This window comes from Mycoplasma anseris ATCC 49234 (genome assembly GCF_000702805.1).
Lineage (GTDB): Bacteria > Bacillota_I > Bacilli_A > Mycoplasmatales > Metamycoplasmataceae > Metamycoplasma > Metamycoplasma anseris.
Window position 1 is genome coordinate 35,507 of sequence record NZ_JNJX01000004.1, and the last position, 23,323, is coordinate 58,829.

Genomic DNA, 23,323 nt, shown 5'->3' on the forward strand with positions numbered 1-23,323 from the left:
GCCACTTCAAAAGTAGCTTATTTTATTCTTGGGAATAAAATCTCTTTAACATCAATTTGTTTGTGATCAAATTTATGATAATCTTTTAATAAATTTAAATCAAATTCCTTAATTGAAAGAAATTCTAAAATTTTCTTACATTTAGTTGGTAAAACAACTGAAAGCATTAAATTAACAGCATAAATACCATTTAATAAAGTGTTTAAAATCACATTTAGACGATTTAAATCCGCTTTTAAAGTTCAAGGCTTGGTTAAATCAATGTATTCATTTAATTTAGAAGATAAATTAATTGCTTGATTCAAAGCTTTATCAGCGTGATATTGATTAAAATGTTCTTTATAATTACTGAAATATTGATCAATGTAAGTATATATTTCTTTATCAATATCAAGTAAATGACTCTCTTCATAAGTTGTTCCATTTTCGAATGATTGATTAATCATTTTAGCAGTTCGGTTTAATAAATTTCCAAAATTATTGGCTAAATCCGCATTTAAGTAATTAATTAAATTAGTTTTTGAAAATGAATAATCTGAATCAATGTTAACTTGAGAAGCAAAGAAATATTTAATTTCCTCAGCTCCAAATTCGGATAATAAATCCAATGGATCAATAACATTCCCCTTAGATTTTGACATTTTGCCTTCAGGAGTAATAATTCAGCCATGAATTATTTCTTTATCTGGCAATTTAATTCCTAAACTATGAAGAAAAATTGGTCAATAAATAGTGTGAAATCTAGCGATTTCTTTTCCTAATACATGAACTTTTTCATCCCCGTTTAGTCAATATTTTGAATAAAGTTGATCATTTGTTTCTTGATAATTTAAGGCTGATAAATAATTAAACAAAGCATCTAATCAAACATAAATAACATGTTGTCTTTGGGTTGATAAATGTTCTAGTTTAATTCCTCAATTGATTGAAATTCTTGTAATAGAAAGATCTTCTAAACCTTCTTTTAAAAAATTATTAGTTAATTCTTTTAAAACGTTAGGATTTGAAGAAAAAGCAGGATTTTGTTTAAAAAAACTAATAATTCATTGATTGAATTTAGCCATATTAAAGAAATAAGATTCTTCAGATACTTCTTTTAATAAATGATTAGAAGTAGGGTGATAATATTTTCCTTCAACTAATTTTGCTTGGGTTTTGGTAAAAAATTCTTCATCTTCAACTGAATAAAGTCCTTCATAATTACCTTTATATATTAGTCCTTTTGCTAACATTTGATCAAATACTTTAACGATTAAAGATTCATGGTTTTTATTAGTTGTTCTTGAAAAATGATCAAAATCAATAGCCAATTTATTTCATAGTTCTTTAAATTTTTGTGCTTGCAAATCAACATAATCTTGTGGTTTTAGATTTAAAGACTCTGCTTTTTTAGCAATTTTTTCTCCGTGCTCATCAATCCCGGTTACAAAGAATGTATCATAATTCATTAATTTTTTAAAATTTCGGTAGGTTCAGGCTAAAGTTGTGCAAAGCACATGACCAATATGTAAATTACCTGAAGGATAATAAATGGGGGTTGAAATATAAAATGTCTTCTTAGCTTTCATTCTTACTCCTTAACTTTTTTAGGGACATATAATTTTTTGATTTCTTCAGTATATTCATGACGATTTAAGTCATCATAATGTAAATATAAATTAGGTTCAAAAAAAGTTCCTCAACCTGATTTATATCGAGCTTCAACTAAACAAAATTTTGGTAAACCATTTTTTCTCGGGTAAATAATTTGGACTCGCTTGGGTTCAAAATCATATTTTCTTAGTAAACAAATTAAATCAATATATCTTGCCATTGGTAAAACAATTGATAAATAACCTTTTTGCTCAATGATTTTGGCCGAATTAGCTATTAATTGTTCTAAATTCAAGCAAATCTCATGGGTAGCAATTTTTTGAGATTCAGTGGTCTTTGTTCTTTCAACATTAAAATTCTCATTATAATAAGGAGGATTTGCAACAATTAAAGAATATTTCTTGGCTTGTTTATTGCCACATTTAAAAGCGAAATCTTTAGCATATTCATTAAAATCAGCATGAATAACATTAATTTGTGCTTCTAATTGATTTAATTGGACGTTTTTTCTTGCTAGATCCACTGCTGGTTTTTGAATTTCAATGGCATCAATGTTAATCTTTTTAGAACGCGAAGCAATAAAGATTGATAAAGCGCCATTATTAGTTCCAACTTCTAAAATATTACAAACCTTAGAATTGATTGAAACAAAATTACCTAACATAATGGTATCAACTGAATAATTAAACATGGATTTATCTTGATAAACAAATAAATCTCCTGAAAAACCTAAGTTATTTTTTACAATCTTATTTTTTGCTTCCATAATTTATAAATTATAAATTAAATTTGAAATATTCCAATAAAAACAAAACCACAGAATTTTTAATTTTATAAAAAAATAAATATAATTAAATGGAGGTTTTAAATATGCGAATTATAAAAATGAAAAACAATGATCTACACCTTTTAGGAAAAGAAGTTGAATTAAATCAAAAAATTGAATTACAAGGGGCATTTGTTGGTTCTTTTGAACAAAAAACATTCAATAATGAATCAAAATACACTGTTTTAGCAACTTTTCCTTCAATCAATACTCAAGTATGTGATATGCAAATTCTAGAATTATCTAGAATTTCCGCTAAATATCCTGAATTTAATTTTGTTAGCTTTTCAGCTGATTTACCAAGTGCTTTAAATAGTTATATTTCTAGTGGTCATCCTGTTGGAAATATTCAAATGTTTTCTGATTATTATAACCATAATGTTGCAAAACAATTAGGAATTTTAATTGATGAGATTCATTTATTGGCAAGAGCAATGTTTATTTTAGATAAAGAAAACAAAATTATTTATAAACAAATTAATCAAGAATTAACTGACCAAGTTGATTTTGATCAACTTTTAAACAAATTAAATTCATTATAAAATAAAATACAGACCACAATTGCTGATCTGTATTTTATTTTTAATTAGTTTTATTCTTCATCATCGTAGTAATCATCTTCTTGTGATTCATCTTCAACATAAACTTCTTCATTTGCTTCTAATTCTTCAATTTCTTTATTATATGCTTCTAAATCTAATGGAGTGAAATCCATTTCATCTTCATTTTGTTCTTCTTCATCAATAAAGTATTTAATAGCTGGTTTAATATCATATTTTGAATGAGCTTCAAAAGGATATAATGCTGTTCCAGCTGGAATTTTCTTACCAACAATAATGTTTTCTTTTAACCCATTTAAATTGTCATTTCTTGAAGAAATAGCAGCATGAACTAAAATTTTTGAAGTTTCTTGATATGAAGCAGCAGCCAAGAATGAATCTGATAATAAAGGCACTTGTTTTGCTCCTTTAATTACCACATTACCATAAGCTGGTTTGAATCCCTTGGTTAATAATTGTGCATTTTCTTCTTGATAATCGAAAATATCAACAATTGCTCCAGCAAAGAATTTTGAATCACCAGGATCATGAATTACAATTTTTGACATCATTTGACGGATAATAATTTCGATATATTTATCTGAAATTGCAATCCCTTGAATACGATAAATTCTTTGAATTTCTTTTAATAAATAATTTTGAACGGTTAAAGTGTCAGTTAATTCTAATAAGTCTTTTAAAATGATTGGACCTTCTGATAATTTTGCTCCAATTCTAACTTCATCACCAACTTTAACTCTAAGTTTTTTATTAGTTTCCACAAAGACTTTTTTGTGTTGAATTTCATTTTTACTATTCTTGGTTTCAATAGTTACTAAATGGTGGAAGTTATTTTTTTCATCGATTTCAATTTTGGTTACAGTTCCTTTATAAGGTGAAATAGTTGCTGGACGACCTCAAGGTTGTTCATGGGCGTCAATTAATTCGATCAATCTAGTGAAACCACCAGTAATATCTTCTACACCAGCAACCCCTCCAGTATGGAAAGTACGCATGGTTAATTGAGTACCAGGTTCACCAATTGATTGAGCAGCAATGATTCCAACTGCTTCACCAATATTAACAATTCTATTGGTTGCTAAATCTTTACCAAAACACATCTTACATACACCATTTCTGGTGTTGCATCCTAAAATAGATCTAATTTCTACTGAATCAAAACCTTCATCAATGATATTTTGAGCAATTTTTTCAGTAATTAAAGTGTTTCTAGGGATAATTTCTTGCCCATTTTTACTTAAAATAGCTTTATTTGTATATCTTCCAACAATTCTTTCTTTTAATGGAACAATAACTTGTTTTGTTTTAGTATCAACAATATCTCTTGCTACATAACCATAATCTGAACCACAGTTTTCTTGACGAACAACAATGTTTTGGGCAACATCAACTAAACGACGAGTTAAATAACCTGATTTAGCAGTGTTTAAAGCAGTATCGGTTAGACCTTTTCTTGCTCCGTGAGTTGATGAATAGAACTCAAAAGCAGTTAGACCTTCAATGAATGAAGATTTAACCGGAACTTCAACAGTTGATCTAACAATTCTATCGTTTTTAGCATCAGCCTTAGTAGTTTTGGTGTTGTTTGCCATTAATCCCCGCATACCTGCTAATTGAACGAAGTTAGAAATATTACCTCTAGCCCCAGAGTTAATCATGGTAATAACTGGGTTTTGTGGGTTATTTTTAATAATAGTTTGTAATTCTTCTTGAATCTTGTCTTTAATTTCAGTTCATTTCTTAATAGTTAATGAATATCTATCATCATCAGTAATATAACCTTGATTATAATATTCTTTTAATTGATCAATGTATTGATCTCCTTCAGCAAGATATTCTTCTTTCTTTTCAGTTTCTAAAATATCAGAAATTGAAATTGAAATACCTGAAATGGTTGAATATTCAAATCCTAGATCTTTAATTTCATCAAGAATAGAGGCAACAATATTAGTATATCTAAATCATACTTTATCTAAAATTTGGGCTTTTTCTTGAGCAGAGAATGGAATATCAGCTCCATTTACTCTTTCAGGAGTTTTTGATTTTAAATCATTGATTTCTTCTTCAGTGAATGAAGCAAGAATTAAAGCATGTTCTTTATCAAGTTTTTTGTTGTTGTATGTTTGCAATTCTAAGAATTTTAAAACAATGTTTGAAATTGAAATGTCATTAATACATTTAATAACTGAAGCAACATCTTCTAAAGTAATGGTCGCAACATATTTGTCAAAGGCATGACGAATGATTTTAGCAATGTTTTTCTTATTAAATGCTTCTAGAACTGGCAATTCATAAGTAATATATTCAGGAATGTTTGTTCCAGCAGGCACAATGTATTTATTAATTCCATTTGCATATTCTTCTAATGAAGTGGCTTTTGTTACTTTGTTGTCGTATATAAATGGGAATGTTTTTGGAAAGACATTGTTAAAAATGAATTTACCAACAGTTGAAATAATGTATCTTGGTTTGTCTTCCGGGTTAATAAATAATTTAGTACTTTTTACTTCTTCAATTGGTAAAGCAACTCTTGCATGTAATGAAACTTTTTTAGCTTCATAAGCTCTCATCATGTGATCAAAGTTGTCAAATACTCTTCCTTCTCCTAAGGCATTAGCTTCTTCTATGGTTAGATAATAAATACCTAAAATCATATCTTGAGAAGGGTTAATAATTGGTTCTCCATCTTTTGGACCCAAAATGTTTTTATTAGCAAGCATTAATTCACGACTTTCTAATAAAGCTTGTTCTGAAATAGGAACGTGAACAGCCATTTGGTCACCATCGAAGTCAGCATTAAATGGAGTACATACTAATGGATGTAATTTAATAGCTTTGCCCCTAACTAATACAGGTTCAAAGGCTTGAATTGATAAACGGTGTAAGGTCGGTGCACGGTTTAATAATACTAATCTTCCTTTGATTGTTTCAGCAACATGAGGTCAAATAACTGGGTTTTGATCTTCAATCATTTTTTTAGCATTTTTAATTGTTGTTGCCACTTCTTTTTCAATCAATTTAGCAATGATTCATGGCTCAAATAATTTAGCAGCCATTTCTCTAGGAATACCACATTGATGCATTTTTAAATGAGGTCCAACAACAATAACAGAACGTCCAGAATAATCAACTCTTTTTCCTAATAAGTTTTGTCTAAAACGACCTTTTTTACCGGTTAAAGCATCACTAATTGATTTAAATGGACGATTGTCTTTTGATAAAACAGGGTTAGGACTTCTTCTTTGGTTATCAATTAAAGCATCAACTGCTTCTTGAATCATTCTTAATTCGTTTTGAATAACTAAAGTTGGCGCATCTTTTTCTTGTCATTGTTTTAAACGATTATTTCTAATAATTACCCGACGGTATAATTCATTGATATCACTTGTTGAATGACGCCCACCATCTAATTGAATTAAAGGACGCAAGTCAGCTGGGATAACTGGTAGGTTATAAATCAACATACTAGTTGGTTTTTGTTTAGATTCAATAAAAGCATTAATTACTTGTAAACGTTTATAAAGTTTTTCACGGTTTTGTTTTGCTGTTGAAGCAATTTTTGAACCATTTTTAATTTCTTCATCATTAATTTTCTTAATTTCAGCAGTAACAAATTCTTTTTCTTGTTTTAAATCAATATTTTTTAATAAATATTCAATTGCTAAAGCACCAGTTCCGATTTTAGCTTCTGAATAATGTTCAATAACTTCATTTAATTCATAAAAGTCAATTCCATAATCTTGACCAATTTTTGAAGTTGCTTTTTCTACTAAATCATCAAGTGTTTCCTTAATATCATCATAATCTTCAGTTCCTTCTTCGAAACGAGATAATAATTCTTCTAAGGCATTTTTATAAATCATGGCAGCTTCATTAATATCAATAATAGTGTTTTTTGGAAGAGCTTTTAAACCACCTGATTCTAATACAATATGGCTTTTGTAATAAATCAAGTTTTCTAAATCAATTCTTCTAACCGTATCATTGTTTCTTCCAACTCTTAAACCTAATAATTTATAAATAATTGAGTGATCAACTTTAAAATATCAAAAATGAACAACAGGGCTATTTAATTTAATATGACCCATATGATTTCTTCTTGAAATTTTTGGTAAAATCTCTACTTTTTCTTGTTTACATAATTCAGTTTTAGTACAGAAACTTTTTTCATTAATTTTTTTGTATTTATGACCACAAACAGGACAACGATAATCAATCATTGGACCAAAGATAATTTCATCAAATAGCCCATTTCTTTCTGGTTTATAACTTTTGTAGTTAATGGTTTCTGGTTTAGTTACTTCACCATGAGATCAACTTTCAACATCTTCAGGAGTAGCTAATGCAAGTGAAATTTTAGCAATCTTGTCTTCTTCTAAAGAAGCGTATTTTCTAGATTTTTTCATTATTCTGCTCCCCCTTCAAATTCTTGATAATATTTGGTATCAATTCTTTCGTTATCATCGTCATCTTCAAAACCATTTAATCTTTCATGAGCCTCAAGTTTAATTCCCAATCCTCTTAATTCATATGCTAAAACATTAAATGATTCAGGCATACCTGGTTTTGGTAATTTTGATTTTCTTGATAAGGCATTATAAACTTGGTTTCTTCCAACAATGTTATCTGATTTGTATGTCAATAATTCTTGTAATACGTTTGAAGCACCATAAGATTCAATAGCTCAAGTTTCCATTTCCCCAAATCTTTGACCCCCGTTTTGGCTTTTTCCTCCAAGGGGTTGTTGGGTAATTAATGAATAAGGTCCAACAGAACGAGCATGCATCTTGTCATCAACCATATGGTAAAGTTTCAACATATACATAACCCCAACTGAAATTGGGTGATCAAATTTTTCACCAGTTTGACCACTGTATACTGTTGTTTTAGCACTTGGATCAATTTTTGCTTCTTCTAAAATTTCTTTAATTTGATTATGAGTTATTCCATCAAAAACTGGAGTAACAAATTTTGTATTTAATTTTTTAGCTGCTAAACCTAGGTGTAATTCAAGAATTTGTCCAATATTCATCCGAGAAGGAACCCCTTGTGGGTTTAACATCATGTCTAATGGAGTACCATCTTCTAAATATGGCATTTCTTCAACTGGTAAAACGATTGAAACAACCCCTTTGTTACCATGACGACCAGCCATCTTATCACCAACTTTAATTTTCCGTTTTTGGGCAATTGATACTTTAACGATTTTTTCAATTCCATCTTCTAATTGATCGCCAAATTCACGACTTAAAACTTCAATAGCAACAACAGTACCATTATGACCATGTTTAACTTTTAATGATGTATCTTTTCTTGAAGCTGTTTTTTGACCAAAAATAGCAGCCATTAATTTTTCTTCAGGAGTAGGGTTTTCTTCTCCTTTTGGTGATGTTCTACCAACTAAAATATCTCCAGCACTAACTTCTGAACCAATTCTTACAATACCATTTTCATCTAAGAAACGTTTAGAGAAGTTTGAAGCATTAGGAATATCATTAGTTAATCAATCTTCACCAGCTTTTGAATGTCTAAATTGAATGGTTTGTTCTTCAATGTGAATAGAGGTATAAACATCATCTTTTACTAAACGCTCTGAAAGAATAATAGCATCTTCATAGTTATATCCATGTCAAGTACTAAATCCCACTAAAACGTTTTTACCTAAGGCTAATTCTCCATTTTTCATTGAAGGTCCATCAACTAATAAATCGCCATTTTTAATTTCTTGTCCAACTTTAACAATTGGTACTTGGTGAATTAAAGTTCCAGCATTTGATCTCTCAAAAGTTCTTAAATAATAGGTTTGTGCCTTATTTGAATCATGAGGCATAATTTTTACCATATTTGAATCAACATAAGTAACTACCCCATCTTTTTGAGCTCTAATATTTGTTGATGAATATTTTGCAATATCAGCTTCAACACCAGTTGCTACTAAAGGGGCTTCAGGTGTAATAACTGGTACTGCTTGACGTTGCATATTAGATCCCATTAAAGCACGGTTAGCATCGTCATTTTCCAAAAATGGAATAGCACTAGCAGCAATTGAAGTCATTTGGCGGTTTGAAACCCCTAAATAATCAACTTCTTCAGCTTTAACTTGCACATATTCATTATCACGTCTAACCATTACATATTCATCAATAATTTCATCATTTTTAATATGAACGGTTGATTGGGCAAAAGTATATCCAATTTCTTCAATTGCTGTTAAATAAATAGGAGCTGAAAAATCAACTTTTTTATTATTAACCTTAAAATATGGAGTTTGAATAAAACCATATTTATCAATTTGAGCAAAAGAAGCTAGGTTTAAAATCAACCCAATGTTAGGTCCTTCAGGAGTTTCAATTGGACAGATTCTTCCAAAATGAGTTGGGTGAACATCCCGAACCTCAAATTGAGCAGTATCTCTGTTTAATCCTCTTGGTCCTAATGAAGTAATTCTTCTTTTGTTTGAAATCTCAGCTAATGGGTTACATTGATCCATAAATTGAGATAATTTTGAAGTGTTAAAGAAAGATTTAAATTGGTTAAAGATTGGTTTATTATTTGTAACATTTCTTGGACTAATTTTATCAATGTCTTTAGCTGCAATTCTTTCTTTAGTGTTTTTTTCTAATTTAATTAACCCCACTCTAAATTGGTTTTGTAGTAATTCACCAATTGTAACAATTCTTTTATTAATCAATGAGTCTGGATCATCATCTAACCCAACTTTTTGTAATAAATTGAAATAATATGAAATGGTAGCAATTAAATCAGGAATTAATAAAAAGTTTTCAGTAGCTGTTGGATCATTTCCAATAACTTGAACTTTATTATCATTAATCATATCATTTTCAGTAGGATAAATTCAAACACATGGAACATATAAACGAGATGCTAATGTTTCATTGCCTTCTAATTCAATTTGATTTCCATAAGCGGTTTCGTCAATGTCTGGAAGTCTTCACATTGGAATACTTCCTTGTTTAAATTCATCATGGATTTTTTTAGCCATCTTAAAGGTGATAAATGTATTTTTTTCATACATTAGTTCACCATTTGAAGCATAAATATCTTCAGCTAGATATGAATTAGAAATTCTTTCAATCACATTTAATTTACGGTTTAAAGTAAATCTTCCGGTTTCAGTTAGATTGTATCTTTTTTCGTTAAATAATGTTGATGGAATTAAATTTCTTGCACTTTCAGCAGTCATTCTATCACCTTTTCTAATAAGACGATAGATTGCTTCTTGTGCTTCTCTTACTGTATCTTCATGAGATTCATTGAATATTTTATCTTTCTTAAATGTTTCTTTTAATTCTGGAATTCTTCCAAACATTGAATAAATTCCTTCCTTAGTAAAGCCTAATGCCTTTAGAAAGATAGTTAGATAAAATGATTTATTCTTGTCGATATGAATTTTTACTGTATCAATTGCATTTGATGTTACTTTATGATAAATTTCAACTCAAGAACCAACTTGAGGAATTATTTCTACTTTGTTGAATAAGTCGTTAGCTTGTTTATTTCTAACACCAACACCAAAATAAGCTCCTGTTGATCTAATCAATTGAGATACAATAACTTTTTCTGATCCATTAATTACAAAAGAACCACCATATGTCATGATTGGAATTTCAGCAAAAACAACTTCAGCATCTTCAACTTCACCAGTTTCAATGTTTGTTTGTCTTAATTTTGCTTTTAGTTTTCCAACATATGATGAACCTTTTTGTTTAGCTTCTTTAATTGATTCGAATTCTGATTTCTTTGGTCTTTCAAAATGAGCTGTATTTGGTATATAATCAATTCTCACTTTACCATGCGCTTCAATTGGATAAATATTTCTTAATTCTTCTTCAATTCCTGTTGTTAAGAATTTTTCAACTGATACACGTTGCATTTCAAGGAAATCAGGAGTTTCAAATTTCTTTTGACTTAAAGAATAATCACGTCTTTCAGTAATTGGACCAAATTTTCTAATTTCGTATTCAGGGCTCTTTATCATATCTTTTACCTCATTTTGTTAATTATTAATATTTTTATTTTTGGAATTATTTAGTTTGAAGGTGTTCATTTGCTTTTGTTAATATATACACGTGCATGTGTATATGTGTATAAAAAAAGACAAAAAGGGCTTTAAAAAAAGCCTTTTTTTATTTGTTTTTTTTATTATTCAATTACAACTTCAGCTTTAACTTCAGTTAATTTAGCTTTAATTTCTTCAGCTTCTTCTTTCTTAGCATTTTCTTTTAATAATGCAGGTGCTGATTCAACTAATTTTTTAGCATCCATTAAACCTAGACCTAATAAGTCTTTAACAACTTTAATAACTGCTAATTTGTTTCCACCATCTGATTTTAAAGTAACGTTGAAAGAATCTTTTTCTTCAACTGCTTCAGCAGGAGCAGCAGCTGCTGCTACAACAGCGGTTGGGTCAATTCCAAATTCTTCTTTTAGTCCTTGAACTAATTCCATTACTTCTTTAATGTTCATTTCTTTTAATGCTGATAGAAATTCTTCTTTTGTTAATTTTGCCATAATAATTTCTCCTTTAATTGTATATATTATTCAGATTTAACTTTTCCTTGTTCAACTAACATATTAAGTCCAATAGCTAAATTTCTTAATGGGCTTATTAATGAGTTTCCTAGAATCATTAATGATTCTTCATATGAAGGAAGTTTTGCTATTTCTTCTAATGCTTTAGCATCAACAACTTGATTTTCGTAAATACCAGCAACAAATTCTAAAGCTGGGTATTGTTTTTTAAATTTAACTAAAACTTTAGATGCACTTAAATCATCTTCTTTAGCAAAAGCAAAAACGTTTTGTCCAACTAAATAATCATTTAGTTTATCAAAACCTAATTGACTTGCAGCTTGTTTCACTAATCTATTTTTATAAACCTTAAATAAAACTCCACTTGCTTTTAATTCTTCTCTAATATTTTGTAAAGCAACAACATCAAGAGTTTTATATGAAACAACAACAAGTGCCTTAGATTGCTTTAAATTTTCAGAGATTTCAGATACAACCAAACCTTTAGCATCTCTTAAAGCGCTCATGTTTCCTCCTAATTTAATTATGCAATAAAGAAAAAAGTAAACATACTCGGTAACAAATTAAGCTTTTTAGCAGTTACTGTCTTCATATATTGCTTGCTTATTATATCACAATCAAGTTATTTAAAAATTAATTTTAAATTTTATTTTATTTCTGCTTGAGAATGGAATTTTTCTTTTATTGTTTTTTTAACTTTTACAATTGAAAGAGTTAATGCACCAATTCCAGTATGAACAGCAATTACAGTTGGCAAATCAAATACTGAAACTTTATTAAATTTAGTAATTTCTTTAACTTGTTCAACATAATAATCAATTTCTGTATTGTCAGCATTACAAATAACAAATTCATAGTCATCTAATTGGTTTTTATAACTAAATTCATCCCAAAGTTCTTTAATCATTTTAATCACTGTTTTACGGAATACTTTTCCAATGCCATATTTTACTAATTCACCATTTTTAAATTCAATAATTGGAACAATTTTTAACAACTTAGCAATAACGGCTGCTGGTTTTGAAAGACGACCACCTTTTACTAAGGCATCATTAAATTCTGGGATTAATAAAATTTTATTGAATTGATCATCAAAAATTTTTATAGCTTTTTCAAAACTTTCACCATTATTAATTTTTTCTTCGAATAACAATAAATCCTTCACCATTAAAAATGAAATTTTATTACTATCAATAACAAAAACCTTATCATTGTCTTTATACAAAGTTTTAATCATTGAATTTTGACTTGATAAATGTTTTGAAATCGTATAAACGACAATCTTATCATAACCTTGATTAATCAAATTGTCAATTTGCATTTGTGCTTTACCAATAGGAGTTGCTGTTGTTAAGCAATTTATTTTTGGATTTTGGCGATACATTAAGGCAAAGTTTTTTAGATTCATTTCTTTACCAATTTCATAAATTTTATTATCTACCTCTGCTTGCAAAGGCAATAATTCTCAATCTAGGTTTTGAATTGTATTTTCATCTAAACCGCAAGATGAATCAACTAATATTTTTATTTTCATATATAACCTCAATATAATAAATAATTTAATCTAATTGTGTATATAATATTACCATAATAAAAATATTAATTGAAAGGAAAATTATGTCTAAAAATATTTTGGAGGAACTAAAAACAAGAGGGATTCTTAATAATATTTCAAATGAAGAAAAATTTAGCAGTTTAGCAAGTGGTGTAGGAGTATATACTGGTTTTGATCCAACTGCTAAAAGTCTTCATTTGGGAAATTATGTTCAAATTGCTAATTTATTAAGATTCAAGCAATTTGGATATCATCCAATTGCTATTTTAGGTGGCATAACTGGAATGATTGGTGATCCTAGTTTTCGTAATTCTGAAAGAAATTTTTTAGATGAGCAAACTCTTCTTGAAAATAAAAATTCAATTCAAAAACAACTTGAATTTTTTGGCCTAGAAGTGATTGATAATTTTACTTTTTATAAGAATTGAACAATGGTTGATTTTCTAAGAAAAATTGGAAAACATATCAATGTAAATTATTTATTAGAAAAAGACAGTATAGCAACAAGATTAACTCAAGGTTTGTCTTTTACTGAATTTAGTTATCAATTAATCCAAGGGTGAGATTTTAAAACCTTATATGAACAAAATAATGTTAAAATCCAACTTGGTGGAAGCGATCAATGAGGTAATATGACAACTGGTTTAGAGTTAATTAGAAAAACTCATGGTGAAAATGATGCCTTAGTTATTACTGCTAATTTATTGGTTGATGAAAACGGTAAAAAATTTGGCAAAAGCACTGGTGGTGGTGCTTTATGATTGGATAAAGAAATGACTTCTCCTTTTGCAATTTATCAATTTTTATTAAATCAAGCTGATTCAAAAATTGAAGAATATTTATTATGATTAACTTTCTTAGATACAAAAGAAATTCAAGCAATTATGAAACAACATAATGAAAAAAAATATCTAAGAATTGCACAAAAAACTTTAGCTTATGAAATTGTTAAAAATATTCATAGTGAAGTAATTGCTAATCAATGTGTAAAAATAAGTTCAATTTTATTTTCAAAGGATCAAAGCAAATTAGAAATCCAAGATATTGAAATGCTATTAGGTTTTCTTCCGGTTATTGAAATTGAAGAAAATGATGTATTTATTGAAACAATTAAAAAGAATGGCATTTTAAATTCAAACCGTGAAGTCAGAGAATTTATTAGTAAGAAATCTTTTTCAATAGATGATAAAATAATTGAAAATGAAAACCATTTAATTCAATTCTTAAAATACGAACACAAATTTGCCTTATTAAAAAAAGGTAAAAAAGAATTTATCATTTTAAGGAGAAAATAAGTATTATGGCTTATCCGAAAATAATTATTGATGAACAAAAATTCTTACACAATATCAAAGTAGTGCAAGAAATTTGTGCTGAAAAAGGAATTGAAGTTCTAGCTGTAACCAAAGGTTTTTGTGGTAATAGAAGAATGGCAGAATTATATGCTAAAGCTGGAATTAAATTTTTTGGTGATTCAAGATTAGATAATTTTGAAGTATATAAAGATATAAAAGGACATAAACAATTATTAAGATTGCCACAAATTGATGAAATTCCTCGCTTAGTGGAATTATGCGATTCAAGTTTAAATAGTGAATTAGATACTATTAAAGCAATTAGTGATTATTGTTTAGCAAACAATAAAACCCATGAAGTTATTGTTATGGTTGATTTAGGAGATCGTAGAGAAGGCTTTCTTCCTGAAGATACTGTTGAAGCTTGTGGCAAAATTATTAATGAAATGAAAGGTGTTAAATTAGTTGGTTTAGGATGTAATTTTGGCTGCTATGGAGGAAGAATTCCTTCTGATGAAGCAATGAAAATCTTTGCTGATTTAAATAATGAAGTTCAAGCTAAATATAATGTTAAATTTAGCCATATTTCAGGCGGTAACTCATTAAGCTTGCATTTAGTTTGAGAAAACCGCATGCCAAAAGAAGTTAATGTTTTAAGAATGAGTTTTGCAATGATCTTTGGAACTGAAGATAAATATAGAAAAACTATTAGAAACATGCATCGTGATGCTTTCCAATGCCAAGCTAAAGTAATTGAGGTTAAAAGAAAAAGTTCAATGCCTATTGGTGAACCTGGTTTAGATGCCTTTGGCAATATCCCAACCTTTGAAGACATTGGTGATATTGATCGAATTATTTGTGCTATTGGAAAAATTGATACTATGTTTGATGCAATGACCCCTTTAGATAAAGACATGGAAATTCTAGGTGGCTCTTCAGATCATATGATTATTAATGTTGATAAATGCAAAAAACAATATAAAGTCGGAGATATTATTACTTTTAATCTAGATTGAGGAAGTTTATTATATTTATTTAATTCAAATTATGTTGAAAAAGAATTTATTAATAAAATAGATTAAAATAAAAAAATTCATTTAAAAGGAGGTTCTTTCCTCTTTTTAATTTTTTAAAAATAATATGAATTTATAATTAATTTCTAATTTGGTAAAAGTATAAAAATTGATAAATTAAAAAAACATTTTATAAACCTAAAAAACTTTATAACCCGTGTTCTTTTAAAGAATTTAAGTTAATGAAAAACAAAAAATTCATTTTAAAAAGAACAAAAATTGGATTTTTTTGAAAAACTAACAAAACCTAAGCAGTTTTTTTGCAAACAAATAAAATTAGTTTTATAAATATAAAAATGTATTATAAAAGGATAAAAAATGAAAAGCAAAAAAATAAAAAACTTTATTATTTATACTTTCTTTTTGTACAACAGGGGTAATTACCACATTACCTTTAATTAGTTCAAAATGTGAAAAACCAGTTCCGGAACCTGAAATTCCAAAACCAGATCCTGAAGATAAAGAAAACAAACCGACTCTGGGGGCAGGAATAGAAAATACTGATTCAAATAATTACACACCAAATGAATATTACAAAATTGTTGATAATACTTTAGTTTCTGTTAACAAAAACTTTAAAGGTGATTTCAAAATTACATAAAAAATAAAATTATTGGGAACAAAGCATTTGAGGGGTGTACAGGATTAACTTCGATTAATATTCCAGAAAGTGTGACTTTGATTGGAGACAGTGCATTTAAGGGTCGTTCTAGTTTAACTTCGATTAATATTCCAGAAAGTATGTTTTTGATTGGAGATAGAGCATTTGAGGGATGTTCTGGGTTAACTTCAATTAATATTCCAGAAAGTGTGACTTGGATTGGAGACAGTGCATTTTGAGGATGTTCTGGATTAAAAGAAATTACTATTCCTAATAGTGTGACTTCAATTGGAGACAGTGCATTTGAAGGATGTACAGGATTAACTTCGATTAATATTCCAGAAAGTGCGACATCGATTGGAAATTATGCATTCAGTGGATGTTCTAGTTTAGCTTCAATTAATATTCAAAGAAGTGTGACTTCGATTAAGCAAGGAGCATTTAATCACACTCCATTTCTTGAAAACTTGAAAAAAGAATTTGGAGAAAATCCAATTGTTATAAATGGCATTACTTATGTTGAATAATTTAATAATAAATAATTAAAAATTGAAATTTATAATAAAAAGAGAGTTATCTCTTTTTTTAATTTATTTTCAAATGAAAATTAATATATTTAAGATTTATTATTAAAAAAAGAACCAACTTAATGGTTCTTTGGTCAATTGCTTGAAATGGTGCGAACGAATGGACTTGAACCATCGACCTCACGATTATCAGTCGTGTGCTCTAACCAGCTGAGCTACGCTCGCATAAAGCGGTAAAAACCGCAAATATAATTATATAAAATTTTATTAACGTTTTGAGAATTGTCTTGCTCTTCTTGCTTTTCTTAAACCGAATTTCTTACGTTCTTTAACACGAGCATCTCTTGTTAAGAATCCAGCATCTTTTAATTTATTACGGTACTCATTGTTTGAAGCTTCTAATAATGCACGGGCAATTCCTAATCTAATAGCACCTGATTGTCCAGTTAATCCACCACCATTAACATTAGCAATAACATCAAATGTATTGGTTGTTTCAGTAACTGAAAATGGACTTAAAGCATCTTTGATTAAAATGTCAGAATTTAAATATGTTTTAGCTGGTTTATTGTTGATTGTGAATTTTCCATCACCAGGTAAAATATAAACTCTAGCAACAGAAGATTTACGACGTCCTAAACCATAGTATCTAATTTTTTCAGCCATTATTTAACCTCAATTTTAACAGGTTGTTGTGCAACTTGTTTGTGTTCTTCATTAGCATAAACATATAAATTCTTAAATTGTTTTCTACCTAATTTAGTGTGTGGTAGCATTCCTCTAACTGCTTTTTCTACTAATGCTTCTGGATGTTTTGCTCTTAAATCTTTAGCATTAATTTTTTTAAGTCCCCCTGGATAACCAGTGTGGTGGTAATAAATTTTCTTTTCTTCTTTTTTAGCTGTTAAAAGTACATCTTTTGCATTGATAACAACTACATTGTCGCCCATGTCAACATTTGGTGTAAATGTTGGTTTATTTTTTCCCCGTAGGATTGAAGCTACAAGAGTTGAAAGTCTACCCAAAGGTACGTTATTTGCATCGATGATGTATCATTTTTTATCAACTATTTCTTTTCTAATGATTGTTGTTTGACGCATACTTTCTTCCTTTTTTTTAATAAATTTTGTAAATGCTTAAACATTATAACATATAAACAGTTTTTTATAAAAAATTTATATTATTCTACATAACATAAAAATAAGTGCAGTTTCTGCTCTTAAAATGGTATTGGTCAATGAAACTATTTTAACATTTTTTTCAACTGCTTTTTGAATTTCATTCAAACTAAATCCACCTTCAGGGCCAACAATAACTAATGTGGTTTGATTTTGTTTTGTTAATGGCAGGGTTTTGGCTTTTTCATAAGCCAAAATCTTATTATTAATATTTAAATTAAGAATTTCGTCAAAAGAATGAAGTTTCATAAGCTGAGGAACTTTATTTCGGAATGATTGTTGAGCAGCTTGTTTAATAATTTTTAATAACCGTTCTTCTTTATTTAAAATATTTAAATTATTTTTTTCTGTGTATTCAGAATAAAAAGGAATAATTTTATTTACTCCTAATTCAGTTGATTTTTGTAAAGCAATTTCGAAATGATTAGCCTTAATAACCGGGATACAAGCAATAATTTCAAACTCATTTTCATTATTAATGTCTTCTTTTTTTAAGATTTTTGCCTGATTAGGAAATTCAAATAAGCATTGATAAAACTCATCTTGATAATTAATTAAAAAGACTTCATTATCTTTAATACGGATTGTTTTTAAATGGTTAATAGTTTCTTTATCTAAAATAAAATAATCATTTTCTTTTTGATCAGCAAAAAATTTATACATAATAGATATTTTAAAACAAAATAAATAAAAGAGAGAAATTTATTTCTCCCTTTCTTGTGATTTTTTGCTTATTTTTTTTTAAACCAAAGATTTCTTACATCATCTAAACGGTTTTAAAAATATCAGCCATATCATCATTGTATTCGTTTTTATTTTCGTCTTCAACAACAAAATCACTTGGAACATAAGGATTTTTTAATAAAAATTCCTTAGTTGTTTCTAAATCGCATCGTAAGTTTGCATTTAAAATGGCTTTTGAAATTTCTTTTTGGATACCATTAGTTTCTTTTGGAGCATTTTTTCTTAATCCAGTAGCAATTACTGAAACGTATAATTCTCCTAATTTATTACTTTCTTCAGATGCGGTGTTAGTTAATCCAAAAATGATATTAATATCTTGCCCAACTAATTCACGCATAGTCATAATAGCTTTATTAATTTCATTTAAAGTTACTTCATTGCTAGCATTAAAATAAACAATTGCATCAGTAGCGCCAACGATACTTGATTCTAAAATCGGACTACTAATAGCAGAAGTAATGGCTTTAGTAGCTCGGTCTTGACCACTTGCTGTTCCAATCCCAACTACAGCCTCTCCACTGTTTTTAATAATTGTTTCTAAATCAGCAAAATCTAAATTGATAATTCCAGGTAAAGCAATAACATCAATTAATGTTCGAATAGTTTGTTTTAAAATATTATCAGCACATTTAAAAGCATCATTAAAGGCGATATTACCATATTGTAAAAGTAATTTATTATTGGAAATAATAATGTATGAATCAACCTCTTTAACTAATTCTTTAATTCCTTCATTAGCAATTTTAATTCGGCGACTGCCTTCAAAATCAAAGGGAGTAGTAACAATTGCAACCACAATTGCCCCACATTCTTTAGCAATTTTAGCAATTACTGGGGAAGCTCCAGTTCCAGTTCCTCCCCCCATCCCTGCTGTTATGATTACTAAATCAGCACCTTTTAAACGAGCTTTTATATCATCAACACTATCTAAAGCTGCTTTTTTGCCAATTTCCGGTTTGGCACCAGCTCCTAAACCTTTTTTGTCTCCTAATTGTAAAATGAAGCTTTGATCGAATTGTTCTAAAACTTGACGATCAGTATTAGCGATAATAAATTCTAAACCACTTAATTTGGTGTCTAGCAAAGTTTTTATACTATTATTGCCACCACCACCCACACCAACTACTTTTATTTTTGCAACTGGATTATAAATGTCTTGATTATTAGCATTAGACATAATTACCTCACTTAAGCAAATATTTTTCTTCGTATTATTTTAGCCTTATTAGTAATATTATTGATAATGTTAGAATCAATAATAAAGGTTTCGGTAGTAATATTTGCTTTGTTGATAAAATCTTTTGAAGCTAAAAGGTTAATTACTCCTTTTGCTTCATCAGAAATTAAATCTCTAGCAACATATAAAGAATAAATTTGGTTATCTCCGATTTTTGATTGTAAGATAGTTTGAACAAATTCATTATTTGCTAAAAATCCAAATAAATTAATTTGCAAATTTTCTTGGTTAATTTGATTTTTATTAATAATTTCTTTAATTTCTAAGGCCAATTCATTTAAAAAATCATTAATAAATTGAGTATAAACTTCGTTTTTAGCAATCATTGGTTTATTTTTAATTAGGTTTTTGGTGTAAAAGAATAATAATTCCTCATTTAACTTGCTATTAGTTTTGATTTTGTTAATTAACTTGGCTAAACCAAAATTGATCTTGAAAGTTTTAATGATTGTATTATTAAAACTTAAAAAAAGATTAGTATTATTTAAATTCATTTTTACATTTAAAGCAATTTGTTTTTCATTTAATAAAAGGGTTTTTAATTCCATTTCCTCTAAAAAATAACAATTTGCTAGGTTTAAATTAATTTTTTCTAAAGTGTATTTAATTTCTTTTAAAAAGGAATTTGAAATCGTGATTAAAGAATTATATTGTTTAAAATAATTTTGATTAATCGTTTGCTTTTGGGTGTAGTCTAAGAATTTTATCTTTCTGTTAGATAATAAAAATTTGTTATTTTCAGAGCATTTGTTGATAATTAAATCATTTAATTGTTGATTATCCATTGCTACTGAAGATTCAATTTTAATGTTTTTAATATTTAAATTAGCATATTCATTTTCACTTATTAAAAGAATCACTTCTTTTAATTTACCTTGAATAATTTGTTCGATTTTGATTTTTGAATCATAAACGAATTTTTTAAATGAATTTATATTAAATAAAGATGTAGTTTCACTATTTTTAAATATACTAAAGATACCGTGAAGAGTTTCTTCGACTACTTCAATTTCATATTTATCTTGAAATATTTTTAAAATAGTGACTATGGTTCTTTTCATCTTTATTCCAATCTAGTAATTACTCTTAATTTGGCGCTTCTAGAACGCTTGTTTTCTTGGGTTTCTGTTTCACTTGGAAAAATAATTTTTTGTTTTCATTCACGTTTTATCTGAATTGGTAATTTATTTAATTTTGGATCTTGATAAACTAAATTTTGAAAAAACTTTTTAATAATCACATCTTCTTTAGAATGAAAAGTAATAAATAACATTTTGCTTGATGGTTTTAATAATGAGCATGCATCCTCTAAAAAATCTTTAATTGCATTTAATTCATCATTAACAGCAATACGAAGAGCTTGAAAAACAGCTTTGGAAGGATTTTTTTCTCTTAGAATCTTAGCAGGCAACGTTTGTTTTAATAATTCATTTAATTCAAAAGAAGTATTAATTGGCCTGTTTTCACAGATTGCCTTCGCAATTTGGTTAGCAAATTTTACATCAGCATTTTCAATTAAAATTCGTTCAATTTCATTAGATGAATAAGTATTAATAATATCACTTGCTTTTAAATGGTTATCTTGGTCCATTCGCATATCTAAATCACAATCTTGTGAATAAGAAAATCCTCTATTAGCATTATCAAGTTGAGGGCTACTTACTCCAAAATCAGCTAAAATGCCGTCTACTTTTGTAATTCCAATTTCCGCCAATTTTGCTTTAGCAAACCGAAAATCAGATTTTATCAAAATGTAATTGTTATTAATTTGTTTTAAAATTTGATTTGATTCATTAATCGCTTCTTGATCTTTGTCAAAACTAATTAATTTACCGGTAGTAATTTTTTTTAATATTTCTTTACTATGACCTGCTCTACCTAAAGTTAAATCAACATAGATTCCATCTTTTTTTATATCAAGTTCTTCTAAAACTTCATTTAATAAGACGGGAATATGTGAATTTATAATTTAACTCCTTGTTCTAATAGTTTTTCGGTCAAGTCTTCAATATTATTTGAATCTTCAAAGAATTTTTCTTTATCATCGTACACTTCTTTTGCAAAAATCTCACAATAGTTTCCGACGCCGATAAAAACGACTTCCTTGGTGATAGCGGTTTTGTCAATGAAATGTTTTGGTAGGGTTATTCTTCCTGACTTATCTGGGCAAACTTCTTCAGTGTTTCCAAAAATAAATCTAGTTAAATCTCTTAAACCTTTATTTAAAAGGTTATTTGATTCTAAATTCATTTTTAGTTTTTCGAATTCTTTTTCAGTTCTTAATACTAAAGATTTGTCAAAACCCAATGTGATATAGAATTGTTCACCTAACTCTTTTAATATTTTAGTAGGTATTACAATTCTATTTTTATCATCTAATTGCCGGTTAAATTTCCCAAACATTCCCATTTCCTCCCACTATCACCCTTATTTTATCACAATATTTTATTGTTTGGTTATTTTCCTTTTTAATTTAAGTTTTTTTGATCTTTAACTGGTGTTTTGATAAAATTTATATAGTTTTTGCTGGTTTAGCTCAATGGGCAGAGCAATTAATTCGTACTTAATAGGCAAGGGGTTCGAATCCTCTAACCAGCACCATATCTTTATAAAAAAAGAAAAAACCTCACTTACAAAAAAAGTGAGGTTTTTATAAATAAAAAGCGGACACCCGCTTAAACTTAAGTGATATGGTGCGCGAGAAGGGACTTGAACCCTTACGCCGTAAAGCATTAGTGCCTAAAACTAACGTGTCTGCCAATTTCACCACTCGCGCAAATGGTGCCGTTTATAGGACTTGAACCTACGACCTACTGATTACAAGTCAGTTGCTCTGCCAACTGAGCTAAAACGGCATTTGTTTAATTGACTTTAATATTATACAAAAAATATATATTTTATTACTAAAAAAGATAATAAAAAATCCCAATTAAGGGATTAATTTTTGTTCTCTGAAAACTGAATATGACTTAGAAATTTAGATATCACTATAGAATCACTATTAAACCAATCAATTTATTAGTACTGGTCAGCTGAATACATTGCTGTACTTACACCTCCAGCCTATCAACCTCATAGTCTATAAGGAATTTAAAAGGGAATATTCATCTTTGAGGGGGCTTCCCGCTTAGATGCTTTCAGCGGTTATCCTTGCCGTACTTGGCTACCCAGCTATGCTCTTGGCAGAACAACTGGAACACCATCGGTACGTCCACTCCGGTCCTCTCGTACTAAGAGTAGCTCTCATCAATATTCCAACGCCCACATCAGATAGGAACCAAACTGTCTCACGACGTTTTGAACCCAGCTCGCGTACCGCTTTAATGGGCGAACAGCCCAACCCTTGGAACCGACTACAGCTCCAGGATGCGATGAGCCGACATCGAGGTGCCAAACCTTCCCGTCGATGTGATCTCTTGGGAAAGATAAGCCTGTTATCCCCAGGGTAGCTTTTATCCGTTGAGCGACGGCCTTTCCACGAAGTACCGCCGGATCACTAAGTCCTGCTTTCGCACCTGCTCGACTTGTAGGTCTCACAGTCAATCACACTTCTACCTTTATGCTCTACATACGGTTTCTGA

Annotated in this window: 18 protein-coding genes, 4 tRNA genes and 1 rRNA gene; 5 read left to right on the forward strand and 18 right to left on the reverse strand. The window is 28.6% G+C overall.

The window, feature by feature from the left end; translation table 4 throughout:
• Positions 1-17 precede the first annotated feature (17 nt).
• A complete protein-coding gene (gene metG, locus T401_RS06645; RefSeq protein WP_033178695.1) occupies positions 18-1,568 on the reverse strand; it encodes a methionine--tRNA ligase in 1,551 nt (516 codons plus the stop codon).
• Positions 1,569-1,570: 2 nt separating this feature from the next.
• A complete protein-coding gene (locus T401_RS0101340) occupies positions 1,571-2,359 on the reverse strand; it encodes a tRNA1(Val) (adenine(37)-N6)-methyltransferase (RefSeq protein WP_033178696.1) in 789 nt (262 codons plus the stop codon).
• 104 nt (positions 2,360-2,463) lie between these two features.
• On the opposite strand from T401_RS0101340, the gene T401_RS0101345 reads away from it, so the two are divergent.
• Entirely contained in the window at positions 2,464-2,961 is a 498-nt protein-coding gene (locus T401_RS0101345; protein ID WP_033178697.1) for a redoxin domain-containing protein, read from the forward strand.
• Between the two features lie 50 nt (positions 2,962-3,011).
• Here T401_RS0101345 and rpoC read toward each other — a convergent pair whose 3' ends face one another.
• From rpoC to T401_RS0101370, 5 genes are all read right to left on the reverse strand, one after another.
• Positions 3,012-7,385: a DNA-directed RNA polymerase subunit beta' gene (gene rpoC, locus T401_RS0101350; RefSeq protein ID WP_033178698.1), complete on the reverse strand. Its 4,374-nt coding sequence runs from the start codon at positions 7,383-7,385 to the stop codon at positions 3,012-3,014.
• On the reverse strand, positions 7,385-10,978 hold the full coding sequence (gene rpoB / locus T401_RS0101355; protein WP_033178699.1) for a DNA-directed RNA polymerase subunit beta: 3,594 nt from the start codon (positions 10,976-10,978) through the stop codon (positions 7,385-7,387). The genes rpoC and rpoB overlap by 1 nt, the downstream gene beginning before the upstream one ends.
• 164 nt (positions 10,979-11,142) lie before the next feature.
• The gene (rplL, locus tag T401_RS0101360) at positions 11,143-11,511 is read right to left on the reverse strand and encodes a 50S ribosomal protein L7/L12 (RefSeq protein ID WP_033178700.1); all 369 of its coding nucleotides are present in this window, start codon (positions 11,509-11,511) and stop codon (positions 11,143-11,145) included.
• A gap of 26 nt (positions 11,512-11,537) precedes the next feature.
• Complete coding sequence (gene rplJ / locus T401_RS0101365; protein ID WP_033178701.1) at positions 11,538-12,038, reverse strand: 50S ribosomal protein L10; 501 nt, start codon at positions 12,036-12,038, stop codon at positions 11,538-11,540.
• 140 nt (positions 12,039-12,178) lie between these two features.
• Positions 12,179-13,066 (reverse strand): DegV family protein, encoded by an 888-nt coding sequence (locus T401_RS0101370; RefSeq protein ID WP_033178702.1) that lies wholly within the window; start codon positions 13,064-13,066, stop codon positions 12,179-12,181.
• Positions 13,067-13,149: 83 nt separating this feature from the next.
• Here T401_RS0101370 and tyrS point away from each other — a divergent pair, with 83 nt between their 5' ends.
• The 3 genes from tyrS (at position 13,150) to T401_RS06655 (ending at position 16,583) form a co-directional block, all read left to right on the forward strand.
• Positions 13,150-14,382 (forward strand): tyrosine--tRNA ligase, encoded by a 1,233-nt coding sequence (tyrS, locus tag T401_RS06650; protein WP_033178703.1) that lies wholly within the window; start codon positions 13,150-13,152, stop codon positions 14,380-14,382.
• Between the two features lie 5 nt (positions 14,383-14,387).
• Complete coding sequence (locus T401_RS0101380) at positions 14,388-15,464, forward strand: alanine/ornithine racemase family PLP-dependent enzyme (protein WP_033178704.1); 1,077 nt, start codon at positions 14,388-14,390, stop codon at positions 15,462-15,464.
• A 603-nt stretch (positions 15,465-16,067) separates the two neighbouring features.
• Entirely contained in the window at positions 16,068-16,583 is a 516-nt protein-coding gene (locus T401_RS06655; protein ID WP_277847026.1) for a leucine-rich repeat domain-containing protein, read from the forward strand.
• A 148-nt stretch (positions 16,584-16,731) separates the two neighbouring features.
• Here the strand turns inward: T401_RS06655 and T401_RS0101395 are convergent.
• The 8 genes from T401_RS0101395 to T401_RS0101430 all read right to left on the reverse strand — a co-directional run bounded on the left by T401_RS0101395 (position 16,732) and on the right by T401_RS0101430 (position 22,145).
• Positions 16,732-16,808: transfer RNA gene (locus T401_RS0101395), tRNA-Ile, on the reverse strand.
• A gap of 42 nt (positions 16,809-16,850) precedes the next feature.
• On the reverse strand, positions 16,851-17,249 hold the full coding sequence (gene rpsI, locus T401_RS0101400; protein WP_033178706.1) for a 30S ribosomal protein S9: 399 nt from the start codon (positions 17,247-17,249) through the stop codon (positions 16,851-16,853).
• A complete protein-coding gene (gene rplM / locus T401_RS0101405; RefSeq protein ID WP_033178707.1) occupies positions 17,249-17,683 on the reverse strand; it encodes a 50S ribosomal protein L13 in 435 nt (144 codons plus the stop codon). Before rplM ends, rpsI begins: the two co-directional genes overlap by 1 nt.
• A gap of 75 nt (positions 17,684-17,758) precedes the next feature.
• Positions 17,759-18,424, reverse strand: coding sequence for a 16S rRNA (uracil(1498)-N(3))-methyltransferase (locus tag T401_RS0101410; protein WP_033178708.1), 666 nt, complete (start codon positions 18,422-18,424; stop codon positions 17,759-17,761).
• Between the two features lie 103 nt (positions 18,425-18,527).
• Complete coding sequence (ftsZ, locus tag T401_RS0101415; RefSeq protein ID WP_033178709.1) at positions 18,528-19,682, reverse strand: cell division protein FtsZ; 1,155 nt, start codon at positions 19,680-19,682, stop codon at positions 18,528-18,530.
• Between the two features lie 11 nt (positions 19,683-19,693).
• Positions 19,694-20,803 carry a hypothetical protein gene (locus tag T401_RS0101420; protein WP_033178710.1) on the reverse strand — a complete coding sequence of 370 codons (1,110 nt, stop codon included), beginning with the start codon at positions 20,801-20,803 and terminating at the stop codon, positions 19,694-19,696.
• A gap of 2 nt (positions 20,804-20,805) precedes the next feature.
• Positions 20,806-21,711: a 16S rRNA (cytosine(1402)-N(4))-methyltransferase RsmH gene (rsmH, locus tag T401_RS0101425; protein ID WP_033178711.1), complete on the reverse strand. Its 906-nt coding sequence runs from the start codon at positions 21,709-21,711 to the stop codon at positions 20,806-20,808.
• The gene (locus T401_RS0101430) at positions 21,705-22,145 is read right to left on the reverse strand and encodes a division/cell wall cluster transcriptional repressor MraZ (protein ID WP_033178712.1); all 441 of its coding nucleotides are present in this window, start codon (positions 22,143-22,145) and stop codon (positions 21,705-21,707) included. The genes rsmH and T401_RS0101430 overlap by 7 nt, the downstream gene beginning before the upstream one ends.
• Positions 22,146-22,267: 122 nt before the next feature.
• Between T401_RS0101430 and T401_RS0101435 the strand changes: the two genes are divergently transcribed.
• A tRNA-Thr gene (locus T401_RS0101435) sits at positions 22,268-22,343 on the forward strand.
• Between the two features lie 90 nt (positions 22,344-22,433).
• On the opposite strand, the gene T401_RS0101440 is transcribed toward T401_RS0101435, so the two are convergent.
• The 3 genes from T401_RS0101440 to T401_RS0101450 form a co-directional block, all read right to left on the reverse strand.
• Positions 22,434-22,518: transfer RNA gene (locus tag T401_RS0101440), tRNA-Leu, on the reverse strand.
• Between the two features lie 3 nt (positions 22,519-22,521).
• Positions 22,522-22,597 (reverse strand) — tRNA-Thr (locus T401_RS0101445).
• Positions 22,598-22,739: 142 nt separating this feature from the next.
• Positions 22,740-23,323: ribosomal RNA gene (locus T401_RS0101450) — 23S ribosomal RNA — on the reverse strand; the annotation flags it as partial.